This is a genomic window from Actinoallomurus sp. CA-150999, assembly GCF_050942425.1.
Classification (GTDB): Bacteria; Actinomycetota; Actinomycetes; order Streptosporangiales; family Streptosporangiaceae; genus Actinoallomurus.
This window is the reverse complement of sequence record NZ_CP192063.1, coordinates 10,182,264-10,198,044: the sequence shown is the minus strand read 5'-3', so window position 1 is coordinate 10,198,044 and position 15,781 is coordinate 10,182,264. Positions and strand designations below refer to the sequence as shown.

16 protein-coding genes are annotated in these 15,781 nt (G+C 71.8%); 7 read left to right on the top strand and 9 right to left on the bottom strand.

The window, feature by feature from the left end; translation table 11 throughout:
* Window positions 1-50: 50 nt before the first annotated feature.
* Entirely contained in the window at window positions 51-821 is a 771-nt protein-coding gene (locus ACQP2O_RS46925) for a helix-turn-helix domain-containing protein (protein WP_433176068.1), read from the bottom strand.
* 118 nt (window positions 822-939) lie between these two features.
* On the opposite strand from ACQP2O_RS46925, the gene ACQP2O_RS46920 reads away from it, so the two are divergent.
* Window positions 940-1,296 carry a VOC family protein gene (locus ACQP2O_RS46920; RefSeq protein ID WP_433176067.1) on the top strand — a complete coding sequence of 119 codons (357 nt, stop codon included), beginning with the start codon at window positions 940-942 and terminating at the stop codon, window positions 1,294-1,296.
* 56 nt (window positions 1,297-1,352) lie between these two features.
* On the opposite strand, the gene ACQP2O_RS46915 is transcribed toward ACQP2O_RS46920, so the two are convergent.
* Both ACQP2O_RS46915 and ACQP2O_RS46910 read right to left on the bottom strand, forming a co-directional pair.
* A complete protein-coding gene (locus tag ACQP2O_RS46915) occupies window positions 1,353-1,781 on the bottom strand; it encodes a hypothetical protein (protein WP_433176066.1) in 429 nt (142 codons plus the stop codon).
* An 80-nt stretch (window positions 1,782-1,861) separates the two neighbouring features.
* Window positions 1,862-2,569 (bottom strand): SDR family NAD(P)-dependent oxidoreductase, encoded by a 708-nt coding sequence (locus ACQP2O_RS46910; protein ID WP_433176065.1) that lies wholly within the window; start codon window positions 2,567-2,569, stop codon window positions 1,862-1,864.
* Between the two features lie 102 nt (window positions 2,570-2,671).
* Here ACQP2O_RS46910 and ACQP2O_RS46905 point away from each other — a divergent pair, with 102 nt between their 5' ends.
* Window positions 2,672-3,511, top strand: coding sequence for a helix-turn-helix transcriptional regulator (locus tag ACQP2O_RS46905; protein WP_433176064.1), 840 nt, complete (start codon window positions 2,672-2,674; stop codon window positions 3,509-3,511).
* 5 nt (window positions 3,512-3,516) lie between these two features.
* On the opposite strand, the gene ACQP2O_RS46900 is transcribed toward ACQP2O_RS46905, so the two are convergent.
* The 3 genes from ACQP2O_RS46900 to ACQP2O_RS46890 all read right to left on the bottom strand — a co-directional run bounded on the left by ACQP2O_RS46900 (window position 3,517) and on the right by ACQP2O_RS46890 (window position 5,728).
* The gene (locus ACQP2O_RS46900; protein WP_433176063.1) at window positions 3,517-4,746 is read right to left on the bottom strand and encodes a DUF2786 domain-containing protein; all 1,230 of its coding nucleotides are present in this window, start codon (window positions 4,744-4,746) and stop codon (window positions 3,517-3,519) included.
* Window positions 4,747-4,839: 93 nt separating this feature from the next.
* Window positions 4,840-5,319 (bottom strand): bacterioferritin, encoded by a 480-nt coding sequence (bfr, locus tag ACQP2O_RS46895; protein ID WP_433176062.1) that lies wholly within the window; start codon window positions 5,317-5,319, stop codon window positions 4,840-4,842.
* A 211-nt stretch (window positions 5,320-5,530) separates the two neighbouring features.
* Window positions 5,531-5,728, bottom strand: a complete 198-nt coding sequence (locus tag ACQP2O_RS46890; RefSeq protein ID WP_433176061.1) for a (2Fe-2S)-binding protein — start codon at window positions 5,726-5,728, stop codon at window positions 5,531-5,533.
* 161 nt (window positions 5,729-5,889) lie between these two features.
* Here ACQP2O_RS46890 and glgX point away from each other — a divergent pair, with 161 nt between their 5' ends.
* Genes glgX through treZ form a run of 3 tightly spaced genes read left to right on the top strand, consistent with a single transcriptional unit; the run spans window position 5,890 to window position 11,970 of the window.
* Window positions 5,890-7,983 carry a glycogen debranching protein GlgX gene (gene glgX, locus ACQP2O_RS46885; protein ID WP_433176060.1) on the top strand — a complete coding sequence of 698 codons (2,094 nt, stop codon included), beginning with the start codon at window positions 5,890-5,892 and terminating at the stop codon, window positions 7,981-7,983.
* Window positions 7,976-10,249 (top strand): malto-oligosyltrehalose synthase, encoded by a 2,274-nt coding sequence (gene treY, locus ACQP2O_RS46880; protein ID WP_433176059.1) that lies wholly within the window; start codon window positions 7,976-7,978, stop codon window positions 10,247-10,249. The genes glgX and treY overlap by 8 nt, the downstream gene beginning before the upstream one ends.
* On the top strand, window positions 10,246-11,970 hold the full coding sequence (gene treZ, locus ACQP2O_RS46875; protein WP_433176058.1) for a malto-oligosyltrehalose trehalohydrolase: 1,725 nt from the start codon (window positions 10,246-10,248) through the stop codon (window positions 11,968-11,970). The genes treY and treZ overlap by 4 nt, the downstream gene beginning before the upstream one ends.
* A gap of 5 nt (window positions 11,971-11,975) precedes the next feature.
* Here the strand turns inward: treZ and ACQP2O_RS46870 are convergent, their stop codons facing one another.
* A complete protein-coding gene (locus tag ACQP2O_RS46870) occupies window positions 11,976-12,437 on the bottom strand; it encodes a hypothetical protein (protein ID WP_433176057.1) in 462 nt (153 codons plus the stop codon).
* Window positions 12,438-12,611: 174 nt separating this feature from the next.
* Between ACQP2O_RS46870 and ACQP2O_RS46865 the strand changes: the two genes are divergently transcribed.
* Together ACQP2O_RS46865 and ACQP2O_RS46860 are read left to right on the top strand one after the other, a co-directional pair.
* Window positions 12,612-13,370: a MerR family transcriptional regulator gene (locus ACQP2O_RS46865; protein WP_433176056.1), complete on the top strand. Its 759-nt coding sequence runs from the start codon at window positions 12,612-12,614 to the stop codon at window positions 13,368-13,370.
* Window positions 13,367-13,933 carry a GyrI-like domain-containing protein gene (locus tag ACQP2O_RS46860; RefSeq protein WP_433176055.1) on the top strand — a complete coding sequence of 189 codons (567 nt, stop codon included), beginning with the start codon at window positions 13,367-13,369 and terminating at the stop codon, window positions 13,931-13,933. The genes ACQP2O_RS46865 and ACQP2O_RS46860 overlap by 4 nt, the downstream gene beginning before the upstream one ends.
* A 73-nt stretch (window positions 13,934-14,006) precedes the next feature.
* On the opposite strand, the gene ACQP2O_RS46855 is transcribed toward ACQP2O_RS46860, so the two are convergent.
* Window positions 14,007-14,603, bottom strand: coding sequence for a hypothetical protein (locus ACQP2O_RS46855; protein WP_433176054.1), 597 nt, complete (start codon window positions 14,601-14,603; stop codon window positions 14,007-14,009).
* A 113-nt stretch (window positions 14,604-14,716) separates the two neighbouring features.
* Complete coding sequence (locus ACQP2O_RS46850) at window positions 14,717-15,733, bottom strand: GlxA family transcriptional regulator (protein WP_433176053.1); 1,017 nt, start codon at window positions 15,731-15,733, stop codon at window positions 14,717-14,719.
* Window positions 15,734-15,781: the final 48 nt, after the last annotated feature.

Sequence of the window (15,781 nt, the reverse complement as noted above, 5' to 3'; positions counted from 1 at the left end):
CACCCGGACGCCGTTCACGTCCGGGTGGCGGCCGCGTGGGCTGGCCGTGGTCACCTCGTCCCGAGAAGCCGGCGCAGGGCGGTCGGTGTGCGTCCCAGGTGTTCGCGGACGGTGCGGGTCAGGTGCGCCTGATCGGCGAAACCGAGCTCGGCGGCCAGGCCGGCGAGGCCGGTCTCGCCCTGCGCGAGGCGGTCCATGGCCCGGCCGACGCGGACCCGGTTGCGGTAGCGGGTCAGCGACACGCCCATCTGCTGAGAGAACACCCGGCTCAGCCGGTACGGCGAGACCTTCAGCAGGCCGGCCAGCGGGCACAGCCCCGCCGCCTCCGGTGCTCCCTCGATGATCGCCTCCCGGGCAGCCGCGGCCAGTGCCCGATCGGCGGGCCGCGGCCATTCGGCGGGCCGCCGTGCCGCCGCCGCGACGAGACGAAGCAGCTCCTCCGCCAGCGCGTAGTCGACGTCGCCGCCTCCCGCGGCGGCGAGGAGCCGGCGGTGAGCCAAGTCGACGCGGGCGTCGACGTACACCGTCCCGCTCGTATGGCCTTCCCACAGTGACGGCGCGAAGCTCACCGAGGTGCAGACATCGCCGCCGGCGGGGTGGGCGAACCGCTCCTCCTCACCCGGCGCTCCCAGGTAGCCAACGGTCGGATCCAGGTCGGCCTCGGCGCCGTCGGCCCACCGCCGGAATCGCCCACGGCGGACGAGCACCATGCGGTGGTCGCCGCGCGCCTCCGGCTCCGACCATCGTGTGTGATCGGCCCGGCAGCCCACCGCGCTCACGGTGAAGTCAGGCCGGGCGGCGAGGGTCACGGGTGACAACACGCCGTCGACCGTACGCGGGGGGTGTGACGGAAACGCCCCGCAAGGATCTTCAAGACCCGGCGGTGCTCCGGAATCGATGCTGGGCGGGCAAGCCGACGACACCAAGGGAGTCATCGATATGGCCGTCAACGCGAAGCCCACCGCGATCATCATCGACTGCGCCGCCCCGAAGGCGCTCGCCGAGTTCTACCAGCGCCTCACCGGCTGGCCGATCACCCAGAGCGACGACGACTTCGCCTACCTGGGCGAGGGACCCGTGCAGCTCGCCTTCCAGCGGGTCGACGGCTACCAGGGGCCGGGATGGCCGGACGCCGCCAAGCACGCCCACCTCGACTTCGCGGTCGCCGACGTGGACGTCGCGACCAAGGAACTGCTGGCATCGGGCGCGACCAAGCCCGACTTCCAGCCCGGCGAGGACCAGTGGACGGTCCTCGCCGACCCCGAGGGACACCCGTTCTGCATCGCGGCGGCCTGAACAGGAGCACCGACGGCGCACACCGCGTACGGGGTGTGCGCCGTGTCCTGACGTGGTCAGGAGTCGGGGAAGAGCCAGAGGCCCTGGTCGGCGGCGGCGCGTACGAACGCGGCGAGGGCCTCGATGCCGCTCAGCGGGACGACCGTGGTGCCGTCCAGCTGGACCTTGTCCGTGCCGGCGGCGAGGGCGTCGGTCAGCCACCGGGCCAGACGCAGGTCGAGGTCGCGGACCTGCGCGGGGTCGTGCAGCTCGTTCAGGTTCATGCCGAGGGTGCCGCTGACCCACTCCCGGTACACCTGGCCGCGGAATCCGGTGAAGTCGCCGTCGGAGGGCCAGAAGAGGCCCTCGGGGAAGTCGCGGGGGATGTCCTCGAACGGGTCGAGGTCGGTAGGGCCATCCCACTCCCACGTGACGGGCGTCTCCAGCGTGTCGTGCCCCGTCACCGCAGGGTCTCCCGGGCGGACGGCGTAAACATCGAGTCCCATGGTTCCCGATCGTTGCACATTGTGATCACTTGTGCGGGAAAACGCCGCGCCGTCCTGAGACGTACGGCCGATTCCCGGTCCTACCAGGGGAGGGGGCCGTCGGCGGCGAAGTAGCCTCCGGTCGGGCCGTCGGGGCCCACCTGCGCCATGCGGACGATGATCTCGGCGCCCTCCTCGACGGTCTGCGTGCCCGTGTTCCCGTTCAGGTCCGTCCTGGTGAAGCCGGGCTCCACGGCGTTGATCCGCATGTCCGGGAACGCCTTGGCGTACTGCACGGTGATCATGTTGACCGTGACCTTCGACGCCGGATAGGTGACGCCCGGGAAGGCGTACGTGGGTGTGTCCGGAGTGGTGACCAGGGTCAGCGAGCCCAGGCCGCTGCTGACGTTGACCACCACCGGTGAGGCGGACCGCCGCAGCAGCGGCAGGAACGCGTGGGTGACGCGGACCACCCCGAAGACGTTGGTCTCGAACACCTCTCGCATGGCGTCGGCGGTCACGTCCGCCGCGCCGATCACCGTGTTCCCCTCGCCGCGCGCTTCGATGCCGGCGTTGTTGACCAGTACGTCCAGCCCGCCGTCGGCCTCGATGGCCTTCGCCGCGGCGGCGACGGACGCGTCGTCGGTGACGTCGAGCTGGACCAGCCGCGCGCCCAGCCGCTCGGCGGCCCGGCGCCCGCGTTCGGCGTCCCGGCTGCCGATGTAGACGGTGTGACCGGCCGCGATGAGCCGGCGGGCGGTCTCGTAGCCGAGGCCCTTGTTCGCTCCTGTGATGAGTGTCGTCGTCATGACTCCAGACTGCGGTCGGGCGATGCGGTCAGCCAGCGCCCCTGGCTTCCTGGGACCGCTGGTACCAGGAAGGTTCGTGGTCGGCGGTGCAGACTGGTGGCCATGACGGCGACGGAGTTCGGGCAGGCGGTACGCCGCTGGCGCGACCGTGTCCCGCCCGAGGCCGCCGGGATGCCCGCGGGCGGGCACCGGCGTGCGCCCGGGCTGCGCCGCGAGGAGCTGGCCCTGCTGGCCGGGATCTCCGTCGACTACGTCACGCGTCTCGAACAGGGCCGGGCGGCCAACCCGTCGGTGCAGGTGGTCGAGGCCCTGGCCAGGGCACTCCGGCTGTCGGGGACCGAGCGCGCCCACCTGTTCCGGCTCGCCGGGCTGGCGCCGCCGGGCCCGGAAGCGGTGCCCGCGTACATCCCGCCGAGTGTCCAGCGGATGCTGGACAGGCTGGCCGGGACGCCCGTCGCGGTGTACGACGCGTCCTGGACGCTGCTCCTGGCCAACCCGCCGTACGCGGCGTTGATGGGCGATCCGTCCGGCTGGCGGGGCCACCAGCGCAACGGCGTCTGGCGGAACTTCCTTGGCCCGGGCAGCCGGGTCCGGCACACGCCGGAGGGCCGCCGCGAGTTCGAGGCCGCGCTGGCCGCCGACCTGCGCGCGGCCGCCGGCCGCTACCCGGCCGACCAGCGCCTGCGGCGGCTCGTCGCCGACCTGCGCGCGAACAGCGACCGGTTCGCCGAGCTCTGGGATTCCGGCACCGTCGGCCACCACGAGTCCGCGCGCAAGACCGTCGATCACCCGCGGGTGGGCCCCCTGACGCTGGACTGCGACGTGCTCACCGTGGCGGGCAGCGACCTGCGCATCATGATCTACACAGCCGAGCCCGGCACCGAGGACGCCGAACGCCTCGCCCTCCTCACCGTCCTCGGCACCCAGGCCCTCGTCGAGTAGGCGGGTCAGTGGATCGGTCGCCGGGCGCCGAGGTCGGCGCGGTCGGCGGCGGCCTGGCCGGACAGCCAGCCCTCCCGGTCGATTCCGGGGGTGATCCGGCGGCCGGTGATCCTGGGGAACATCGCGTGCATCGCCTCGTCGACGGCCTGGTCGCGGGTCGCGAGGACCGGCAGCAGCTCGGTGCCGGGCATCTCGGCTGCGGCCCGGCGCTCGGCCGCGCCGGTGGCCTCGGCGAGGCGTTCGCCGATACGAGCGGCGTAGGAGGCCAGGAAGGACCGGCGGAAGGCGCGCGTACGGGAGCGCCCGCCGGAGCGGCCCTCGTAGGTGAGCGCGGAGTCCGCCTGTACGAGGAGTGAGGTGAACAGCAGCTCGACGGCGTCCAGGTCGGCGGGGAACCCGAGCACGGTCGAGAAGCCGAGGGCCCGGGTCCAGACGGCACGGCACCGGTTGGCCTCGGCGACGGTGCCCAGCAGGGCCGCTTTGGGGGATTCGTACGGCGCGTCGATCGGCAGGCGGCGGCCGACGGGCCCGGCCGCCTGGCCGTCCGCGCGGACCTCACCGGCCCGCGCGGCCAGGAGCGCCTGGTCGATGCGGTGCCGGGCCATCAGCTGCTGGGCCCGCGCGGTCAGCGCCTCCGCCTCCTCGGGGAACTCCGTCGACTCCGCCTTGGCCAGCAGAGCGCGGATCCGGTCCAGCGCTCGCCGGTCGGCCCGGCCGGCCACCCGGTCGCCGGCCCGGCCGGTCGCCTGGTCTCCGGTCCGGCTGGTCGCCTGGTCCCCGGTCCGGCCGGTCGCCCGGTCTCCGGTCTGGTCCCTGGCCTGGCCGGCGGCCCGGTACCCGGCCTGATCGCCGCCCGTGGAACGCCGGGCCTCGCCCGGCGGCGGAACGAGGGACTCCAGCCGGGGCAGGCCGCGCAGCAACGTGATCAGCTGGAGGGCGCAGCGCGTCGCCGTGGCCTCGTCGGTACCGTGGCGGTCCGCCCACGCGGTCAGGTACGCCTCGTCCCGCGCCCACCACACCTCGGCACCGAGCGCGGCCAGCTGGCCGCACCACCGATCGTCGACGGTCGCCGCCGGGTAGGCGCGCATGGCGGCGGCGATCGCGTCGGTCATCATCCGGCCGGCCCGTTTGCCGTGCGTACGGACCGTGTGGCGCACCAGGTCGGCCGGCTGCCAGCCGAGCCGCCAGCCGGCCGTGACGCCGCTGGTCAGCGCGTCGGTCACCAGACGGCTCATCCGCGGCTCGCCGGGTCCGGGCTGGTCAGCGCGTCGGTCACCAGACGGCTCATCCTCGGCTCGCTCGCGCCCGTGCCGGTCGGCGGGACGGGCTCAATCTTCCGGAGGCTCGGCGTAGCGCTGCAGGTAGAGGGGCTCGCCGAGTGTCTCGAGGAGTTGGAGCTCCGTCTCGAGGTAGTCGATGTGCTCCTCCTCGTCAGCGAGGATGTCCTCGAAGATCCGGGCGGAGGTGACGTCGCCGCGCGAGCGCATGAGCTCGATGCCGGGGCGCAGGCGTTCGACGGCCTCCATCTCGATGGCGAGGTCGGACCGGAGCTGCTCGGGCACGGACTGGCCGATGCGCAGCGCGCCCAGGCGCTGGTAGTTCGGCAGGCCTTCGAGGAAGAGGATGCGGTCGGTCAGGCGCTCCGCGTGCCGCATCTCGTCGAACGACTCGGCACGGGTGTGACGGGCGAGCCGGGTGAATCCCCAGTTGTCCTGCATCTTGGCGTGCAGGAAGTACTGGTTGATCGCTGTGAGCTCGGCCGTGAGCTGCTCGTTGAGCAGACCGATGATGTCCCTGTCACCGTCCATATCAACTCATCGTGGCACGGCTGCGGACTCGAGGGGTCGACCGACCCGCGGGTCACGCCGCGGCGGGCGCGGCTCGGGATCCGGCCGATCCGCGCTCGAGCCACCGCGGGCGCGGCTCGAGAGTCGGTCAAGCCGCTGCGGGCGACGGTGCCCAGTCAAATCGCTTTGGGTAACGGTCCCCCGTCAAACCGCTGTGGGTGACGGTCCGTGATCAGGCTGCTGTGGCGGCGACCGCGGCGACGCGGTCGGCGAAGTGTTCTTCGATCAGGTCGCGGATGCGGCCCACGCAGGATCCGCAGCCGGGGCGCATGTCGCAGGCCGTGCGGACGTCCTTGGCCGAGCAGGCTCCGGCCCTCACGTGGCCGCGCACGTCATCGTCCGTGACGGCGTGGCAGACACATGCGTACATGGGGGGAGAGCCTCTCGCTTGATCCATTAGGTAAGGCTCTCCTAAGTTAACCCAGGGTGTGCGCGGCTGGCAATGTGGGTGGCGACACACCGCCGGTTAGCGGTGCAAACCGGTATGTAATTCCGCGTGTGAGACGATCACGGCAGGGAAGCTCAACCCATGTGATACGCGTATGGCCGGGTGATCCCTATCCTCTCGGGGCTCACTACGACGGCGCAGGCACGAACTTCGCACTGTTCTCCGAAACGGCCACACGAGTCGAGCTCTGTCTGTTCGACGACGAAGGGCGTGAGACGCGCCTCGACCTCCCTGAGACGTCCGCCTTCGTCTGGCACGGCTACCTCCCCTCCGTCGTCCCGGGGCAGCGGTACGGCTACCGGGTGCACGGCCCGTACGACCCCCGCCAGGGACGGCGGTGCAACCCCGCCAAGCTGCTCCTCGATCCGTACGCCAAGGCGATCGAGGGCGAGGTCGACTGGGATCAGTCGGTCTTCTCCTACCGGTTCGGCGATCCGTTCTCTCGCAACGACGACGACAGCGCCGCGCACATGCCGAAGTCCGTGGTGATCAACCCGTACTTCGACTGGATGACCGACCGGTATCCCCGCACGCCGTACCACGAGACGATCATCTATGAGGCGCACGTCAAAGGCCTGACGAAGCTGCACCCGGACATCCCCGAGGCGCAGCGCGGCACGTACCTGGGCCTGGCCCACCCGGCAGTGATCGACTACCTCCGGGAGCTGGGCGTCACGGCGGTCGAGCTGATGCCGGTGCACCAGTTCGTCCACGACGACGTCCTGCTGAGGAAAGGCCTGCGGAACTACTGGGGTTACAACACGATCGGCTTCTTCGCCCCGCATAACGGGTATTCCTCCACAGGGCAGCTCGGCGAACAGGTGCAGGAGTTCAAGCTGATGGTGCGGACCCTGCACGAGGCGGGGATCGAGGTGATCCTCGACGTGGTCTACAACCACACCGCCGAGGGCAACCACCTGGGCCCGACCCTCGGCTTCCGGGGCATCGACAACGCCCACTACTACCGGCTCGTCGATGGCGCGCCGGAGTACTACATGGACACGACCGGCACGGGCAACAGCGTCAACGTCCATCAGCCGCACGCGCTGCAGCTGATCATGGATTCGCTGCGGTACTGGGTGACCGAGATGCACGTCGACGGGTTCCGGTTCGACCTGGCGTCGGCCCTGGCGCGGGAGTTCCAGGACGTGGACCGGCTGTCGGCGTTCTTCGACCTGGTCCAGCAGGACCCGATCGTGTCGCAGGCGAAGCTGATCGCCGAGCCGTGGGACGTCGGCCAGGGCGGCTACCAGGTCGGCAACTTCCCGGCCCTCTGGACCGAGTGGAACGGGAAGTACCGCGACACCATGCGCGACTACTGGCGCGGGGTGGACGGCCGGCTCCCGGAGTTCGGCAGCCGGTTCACCGGCTCCAGCGACCTGTACGCCGACGACGGGCGGCACCCGATCGCCTCGGTCAACTTCGTCACCTGCCACGACGGATTCACGCTGCACGACCTCGTCTCGTACAACGGCAAGCACAACGAGGCGAACGGCGAGGGCAACCGTGACGGCGCCGACGACAACCGCTCGTGGAACCACGGCGTCGAGGGCGAGACCGACGACCCGGATGTCATCGGCGTGCGCGAGCGCCAGAAGCGGAACATGCTGACCGCCCTGCTGCTGTCGCAGGGCGTGCCGATGCTGTCCCACGGCGACGAGGCCGGCCGCACCCAGCGCGGCAACAACAACGCCTACTGCCAGGACAACGAGATCTCCTGGATGACCTGGTCCGACTCGCCGGAGCAGGACATCCTGCGGGCGTTCGTACGGCGGGTGACCGAGCTCCGCCGCGAGCACCCGGTGTTCCGGCGCCGCCGCTTCCCGACCGGCGACGGCGACATCGCCTGGTACTCCACCAACGGCAGTCCGATGACCGACGCCGACTGGCAGACCCCGTACGCCAAGGCGATCACGGTCTTCCTCGACGGCGACCGCATCGCCGAGCCGGACCGGCGCGGCGAGCCGATCCGCGACGACTCGTTCCTGCTGCTGTTCAACGCCGCCGACCTCGACCTGAACTTCGCGCTGCCCGACACCGGCGGAGGGATGTGGACCGGCGTGCTGGACACGGCGGCCCCGATCGAGGTGTACGACGACCATGACCGGCCGGTGGTGAGCACCGGCGAGAAGGTGCTGGTCGAGGCCCGTTCGATGCAGGTGCTGCGACGTGTCTAGGCGCCCGACCGCGACGTACCGGCTGCAGCTGCGCCGGGAGTTCGGCTTCGCCGAGGCCGGTGAGCTCGCCGGCTACCTGGCGGCGCTCGGCGTCTCGCACGTGTACCTGTCGCCGATCCTGCAGGCCGTCCCCGGCTCCGCCCACGGCTACGACGTCATCGACCACGCGCGGATCTCCGACGACCTCGGCGGGGAGGAGGGCTTCCGGGCGATGGCGGCCCGGATGCGGGCGCACGGCCTGTCGATCATCGTGGACATCGTGCCGAACCACATGGCGATCCCCGCACCGGAGAACCTCAACCGGGCGCTCTGGGACGTCCTGCGACAGGGGCCGGACTCCCCGTACGCCCGGTGGTTCGACGTCGACTGGTCCCAGGGCGTCATCGTGGTGCCGGTGCTCGGCTCGCCGGACGACGAGCCCCGGCCGGACGGCGACGTGCTGCGCTACCACGACCACGTCTTCCCGCGCGGCGGCCGCTACCGCGCGACCCACTGGCGCGAGCCGGACCTGAACTACCGGCGCTTCTTCGACATCTCCACTCTCATCGGGCTGCGAGTGGAGGACCCGGAGGTCTTCGACGCGACCCACGCCGTCATCCTGCGGCTGCTCGACGAGAAACTGATCGACGGCCTGCGGATCGACCACCCCGACGGGCTCGCGGACCCGCGCGGCTACCTGCGGCGGCTCGACCGGCCCCGCGGCTGGGTGCTCGCCGAGAAGATCCTCGTCGGCGAGGAGACGCTTCCGGCCGACTGGCCGTGCGGCGGCACCACCGGGTACGACGCGCTCGGCATGGTCGGCGGGCTGTTCGTCGACCCGGCAGGCGACAAACCGCTCACCGAGGCGTACACCGCGCTGACCGGCGGCCCCGCCGACTTCACGGAGGTCGAGCGCGCGGCCCGGCGGTTCGCCGCCGACCGGATCCTCGTGCCGGAGGTGCGCCGCCTGACCGAGCTGCTGACGCGGATCCTGCCCGATGAAGACCCCGACGCGCTGCGGAAGGTCCTGGTCGAGCTGCTCGTCGCGATGCCGGTGTACCGCGCGTACATCGTGCCCGGCGAGGAACCTCCGGCGCAGGCCCTGGAGATCGTCGCCCAGGCCGCGGCCGAGGCCCGCGCGGTGCTCCCGGACGGTGACCTGCTCGACAAGGTCATCCCCCTCGTCCTGGGGCTCGGCGGCCGGGACGCGGTCCGGGACGAGTTCGCCGTACGGTTCCAGCAGACGTCCGCGCCGATGACCGCCAAGGGCGTCGAGGACACCGCGTTCTACCGCTGGTCCCGGCTGGCCGCCCTGAACGAGGTGGGCGGCGACCCGACGCGGTTCGCCGTCTCGCCGGAGGAGTTCCACGCCTACTGCGCGCGGATCGCCGCCGACCGGCCCCGCACGCTCACGACGCTGTCGACGCACGACACCAAGCGGCAGGAGGACGTACGGGCGCGGCTGGCCGTCCTGTCGGAGCTGCCGGACGAGTGGGTCGCCGCCGTGGGCCGGTGGCGGTCGCGGGCGCCGGAGAGCCCCCTGGAGCCCGACCTGGACTACCTGATGTGGCAGACGATCGTGGGGGCCTGGCCGCTGCCCGCCGCCCGGCTCAGGGAGTACCTCACGAAGGCGATGCGCGAGGCCAGGACCCGTACGTCGTGGACGGACCCCGACCCGGCGTACGAGGAGGCGGTCCTGGCCCACGCGGACGCGGTCCTGGCCGACCTGGTGATCACCGCGGACGTCACCCGGTTCGTGGACCGGATCGCGCCGTACGCGCGGGTGGGCTCGCTCGGCCAGAAGCTCGTGCAGCTCGCGATGCCGGGCGTGCCCGACGTGTACCAGGGGTGCGAGCTCACCGGCCTGTCCCTCGTCGACCCCGACAACCGGCGGCCGGTCGACTACGCCCGCCGCCGGGAACTGCTCGCCGACCTGGACGCCGGGACCACCCCCGCCGACCTGGACGGCGAGAAGCTCCTCATCACCACGCGGCTGTTGCGGCTGCGCGAGCGGCACCCGGACTGGTTCGACGCCGGGCACGAGCCGGTGACGGTGACCGGTCCCGCGGCCGCCCACGCCGTGGCGTTCCGGCGCGGCGGCGCGGTCATGGTCGCGACGCGCCTGCCCGCGGCCCTCGAACGGCGCGGAGGCTGGGGCGGAACCCATCTCGACCTGCCCGGAGGCCCCTGGCACGACGTCCTCACCGACCAGTCGTACCCCTCCGGTCTGGAGCTGAGCGGGCTGCTCCTCCTGCTCCCGGTCGCCGTGCTCATCGAGGCTCCGTGACGTACGAGGTATGGGCGCCGGCCGCCGAGAACGTCGAGGTGGAGACCGGCGGGACCCGGCACGCCATGACGCCCGCCGGGCGGCCCGGCTGGTGGACGGCGCGGATCGACGCGGGCCCCGAGGGACAGGACTACGGCTTCGTGCTGGACGGCGATGGACCGTTCCCGGACCCGCGCTCGCCCTGGCAGCCGAACGGCGTGCACGGGCCCAGCCGCACGTACGACCACGAGCGCTTCACCTGGTCCGACGAGGGATGGCGAGGGCGGCCGCTGCCGGGCAGCGTGCTGTACGAGCTGCATGTCGGCACCTTCACGCCCGAGGGCACGTTCGACGCGGCCGTCGAACGTCTCGACCACCTCGTCGACCTCGGCGTCGACGCCGTCGAGCTGCTGCCCGTGGCCGCCTTCCCCGGACGGCACGGCTGGGGCTACGACGGCGTCCACCTGTGGGCGGTGCACGACCCGTACGGCGGCCCGGACGGGCTGAAACGCTTCGTGGACGCCTGCCACCGGCGCGGCCTGGCCGTCGTCCTCGACGTCGTCCACAACCACCTCGGCCCGAGCGGGAACCACCTCGGGAGGTTCGGCCCGTACTTCACCGACGCCTACGCGACGCCCTGGGGCCCGGCCGTCAACGTCGACCAGGCCGGCTCGGACGAGGTCCGTGCGTTCATCGTCGGCAACGCGCTGATGTGGCTGCGCGACTTCCACGTCGACGGGCTGCGGCTCGACGCCGTGCACGCCATCCGGGACCAGCGCGCCGTCCACATCCTGGAGGAACTGGCCGAGGCGGTGTCCCGGCTCGCCGCCGAGACGGGCCGGGAGCTGTTCCTCGTCGCCGAGTCCGACCTGAACGACCCGCGCCTGGTCACCTCGCGCGAGGCGGGCGGCTACGGCCTCGACGGGCAGTGGAGCGACGATTTCCACCATGCCCTGCACACGCTGCTCACCGGCGAGCGGCAGGGCTACTACGCCGACTTCGGCGTTCAGGGAGCGCTGGCCAAGACGCTGACCAGGGTCTTCTTCCACGACGGGACGTGGTCGTCGTTCCGGGGCCGCACGCACGGGCGGCCGGTCGACACGCTCCGCGTGCCCGGCCACCGCTTCCTCGGCTTCCTGCAGAACCACGACCAGATCGGCAACCGCGCCACCGGCGACCGGATCTCCGCGTCCCTGTCCCCGGGGCTGCTCAAGGTCGGGGCGGGCCTGCTGCTCACCGCGCCGTTCACGCCGATGCTGTTCATGGGCGAGGAGTGGGGCGCCCGCACCCCCTGGCGGTTCTTCAGCGACCACCAGGAGCCCGAACTCGCCCGGGCCGTCAGCGAGGGGCGGCGCCGGGAGTTCGCCGACCACGGCTGGGCGGCGGGCGACATCCCCGACCCTCAGGACTCGGAGACCTACCGCGGTTCCATCCTCGACTGGTCCGAACCCAAGGAGCCACGCCACGGGGAGCTGCTCGACTGGTACCGCGCGCTGATCGCGCTGCGCCGGGCCCGGCCGGAGCTCACCGACCCCCGCCTGACCGAGGTCGCGGTGGAGTACGGCGAGTCGTGGCTCGTCCTCCACCGTGGTCCGCTCCGGATCGCGGCCAATCTCGGCGCGGACCCGCTGCCGTTGCCGGACGGCGACGTGCTCCTCGCCTCCTTCACCGAGGCGGGCGAGGGCCGCCTCCCGGGCGAGTCCATCGCCGTCCTGCGAACGCCCGGTCGGGGCCGGCCGTGACCTCGTTACCGATTGCTCTTGGCGAGCAGGACCAAGCCGATGATCACCCGGATGCCTCCGAAGAGCATCGGTCCCCAGGCGACGATATAGACCCCGCCGCTCCCAGAGGCGTTCGAGTACGTGAGCACGGTGATGAGCAACCCGATCACGAAGAACACCGCGCCGATGCCGATGGTCCGGGTGGCCCTGCGGCGCTCCCGGTCATCGGCCCCCTGATAAGGCGCGCCTTGGAAGGGCGGGTTCTGCTGGTACGGCCCGTTCTGGGGCGGAGCCTGATACGGCTGCTGCGCGTTCGGGTACTGAGGGTTCGGGTACTGGGGGTTCTGCTGGTAGGGACCCTGATCAGGCGCATTCGGGTACGGCGGCTGGAAGCCACCGTGCTGTGGAGCGCCCTGGTAAGGGCCGGCGGGCGGAGTCTGAGGGTGATTCGGCGGGGGCGGCACGGCGCCTGGATATTGCTCTGTCATCTTTTCCGCTCACTGGATGCGGCCGGGCTGATCCTGGTCAGGACGCCCGTCACCGTAGTCGAGCGATCGTCACCCCTACGTGCTGTTTGACCAAGAAGACCGGATAGGGACTGGTCTTTTCGGGCTCCGGAGCGAGCTGGACTCTCCCACTGTGGGAGCGTCCATGCTGGTCGGGTGAACGACGGGTATCTGCCGATCGGGCGGTTCGCGCGGCTGTGCCGGCTCAGTGTCAAGCAGCTGAGGCACTACGACCAACTGGGGCTACTGGCGCCGGCGCACGTCGACCCGGACACCGGCTACCGCTACTACCGGGCAGGCCAGGCTCGCGAGGCGTTGCTGATCGGCCTGCTGCGCTCGTTGGACGTGCCGCTCGTGGAGGTCGGGCGGGTGCTGGCCGGTGAGGCCGGAGTGCTCGGCGGTGTGCGCGACCGTATGGAGGCCGACCTCGCGCGTCGTAGGCGCACCCTCGCGACCCTCGACCGGGTGCTCGCCGATGGGCTGCCGCGGGCGGAGGTGAGCCTGGTGTCCGAGCCCGCTCGCCGGGTGGTGATGGCCCGGGAGGTGGCCGATCAGGAGGAGATCGGCGCGGTCACCTCGGCGTGCGTGGTCCGGCTGATCGAGGCGACCGGCCCGCCGACGAGCCCGCTGGTCGGGCTGTTCCCGCTCGACCTGTCGCCGCGGGTCGAAGTGGCAGTGGCCGCCGAGGCGGAGGACGGCCCGGACATCCTGCCCGGCGGCGTGTACGCCTCGGCGACCCACATCGGTCCTTACGACCAGCTCGCGCTCACCGGACACGCTCTGTTCGCGTGGGTGACCGCACACGGGCACACGCCGCTTGGACCGCTCCGCGAGGTGTACATCTCCGCTCCGGCGGCCACGCCGCCGGAGCAACTGGTGACCCATCTAATGATCAAATTGGAGGATCCCGAATGAACTGGTATTCCGCTGCCGATGCGCCCGAACTCGTTGAATTCGGCCCGGTGAGGGGTCTGTCGGTGACCGGGCAAGGCGAGCCAGGAGGGTCGCTGCACACTTCGAGCATCCAGGCCCTGTACAGCGTTGCCGGGCCGTTGCTGGGCATCGCCGCCGCCGGCGGTGCGCCCTTCGAGATGCCGTCGCTGGAAGGCCGCTGGTGGGTGGAGGACGAACGGCCACCACTGGATGTGCCGCGCCCGGAGTGGTGGTGGCACCTGTTCCTGCGGCTACCAGCCGACGCGTGGGCCGACGAATGGTTCGACGAAGCCAGGCAGGCCTCCGACGATCCCGCCGCAGCCCGCGTCCAGCTCGTCACCTTCACCGAGGGGCGTTGCGTGCAGGCGCTTCATCACGGAGCGTACGCGGAAGAACCGAAGACCTTGGCCCTGATGGAGGAGTTCATGGAGCGCGCTGGGCTCGTCATGAACGGCCTGCACCACGAGATCTACCTATCCGACGTCGAAGAGACCGACCCGGCACGGATGCGCACGATCCTGCGCCACCCGGTCCGCGCGGCCTGAGGCCGCTCCGCCCGGAGATCTCCATGGTCCTCGCCGTAGACGTGCTGTTCGCCCAGAACGGCCCGTACGAGGGTCAATGTCCCTCGTGCGGGAGCCGACGGGCGGTGTCCTCCGCCAGGCCCCGTACGAGGGCGGTGACGCGGTCGTCCGGGCGGGTGTGGGTGCGCGCCGACACGTCGACCAGGGCGTTGGAGATCCGGAACTTCACGTGCACGTCGTACACGACGATGCGGGAGAACACGACCTGGAACGTCATCGTGTCGATCCGGGCGTACCCGCCGTCGCCCACGTCGACCGGCGTCGCCGGCCTCCCGCCGTTGCGGGCGGCGTCGGCCCACACCCTCAGGGCCCGTTCGGCTCGCGTACCGCCCGACGTATGGCGCTCGGCGATCTTGGTCTCGGCACCGATCCGCACCGTGCGGAAGGGGCCGTCGCGGCCGGCCGGGACACTGCTCCACTTGCACTGCGAGGAGACATCGCCGTCGCCGAATCCCAGGAATGTCCTCGGCCGTGAGTCCCCGGGCTCCTGGGCGCCGTTCGGCACCAGCGCCGCCAGCGAGGCCGGCGGCGGCAGGAGACGGCATGCGTCGACCCGGGAGAACCGGCCGTCCGACGTGAACAGCCCGACATACCAGGCGGCCGCGATGCCGCACGCCGCGGCGGTCGCCACGGATATGAGGACGATGGCCGGCCCGCGCCTGTGACGGCGGGGAAGCGGAGGGTGAGGGGACATGATCGGAAGAATGGCATGCCCGGGGACCTGTCCGGAATGGCCTGCGGCCGCTACGAGGCTTCACCGGCGGCGTGCGCCGGGACGGGCGCGCCGTCGCCCTGCGGGTGGAAGGTGCGGCGGTAGGCCATCGGGGACACGCCGATCGCCGCGTGCAGGTGCTGGCGCAGCGAGACGGCGGTGCCGAAGCCGGCCCGGTGGGCGACCTGGTCGACCGGCAGGTCGGTGGTCTCCAGCAGGTGCCGCGCCAGCTCCACCCGCTGCCGGGCGAGCCAGCGGCCGGGGCTCATGCCGACCTCCTCCTGGAACCGGCGCGTCAGCGTCCGCACGCTCATCCCGGCCCGCGCGGCGAGCTCGGGCAGCGTGATCGGCCGGTCGAGGTGCTCCAGCGCCCAGGCGCGGGCCGGGGCGGTGCCCTCGTCGTGCGGCTCGGGCACCGGGCGCTCGATGAACTGCGCCTGACCGCCGTCTCGCCACGGCGGGACGACGACGAGGCGAGCCACCCGGTTGGCGACCTCGCTGCCGTGGTCGCGGCGCACGACGTGCAGGCACAGGTCGGTGCCTGCCGCCGCCCCGGCGGAGGTGAGCACGTCGCCGTCGTCGACGAACAGGACATCCGGGTCGAGCCGGATCCGGGGAAAGCGCCGCTGGAACTCGGCCGCCTCATTCCAGTGGGTGGTCGCCGGACGGCCGTCGAGCAGCCCCGCCGCCGCCAGCACGGACGCACCGCTGCAGATCGACATGATGCGGGTGCCCGGCCGGATCAGCGCCAGAGCCGCCGCGATCTCCTCGGGAAGCCCGTCGACGGGCTGGCATGCCCCGAAGGGCGGGATGACGACGGTGTCGGCGGTGGCCAGCGCCGTCGCGTCGTGGTCGACGACGATCGAGAAGTCGGCGTGCGTGCGCACCGGCCGGCCGTCCACCGTGCAGGTGACGACCTCGTAGAGCGGCTCGTCGTCCGGGCCGCGCGCCGCACCGAAGATCCGCCCGGGGATGCCGAGCTCGAACGGGACGGCGCCGTCCAGCGCGAGGACGGCCACGCGATGGGGAGACCCCGGCGGAAGGCTCATGGCCAGATTCTTTCACACGATGTCCATATGGCCACTCCCGGCCGGTCG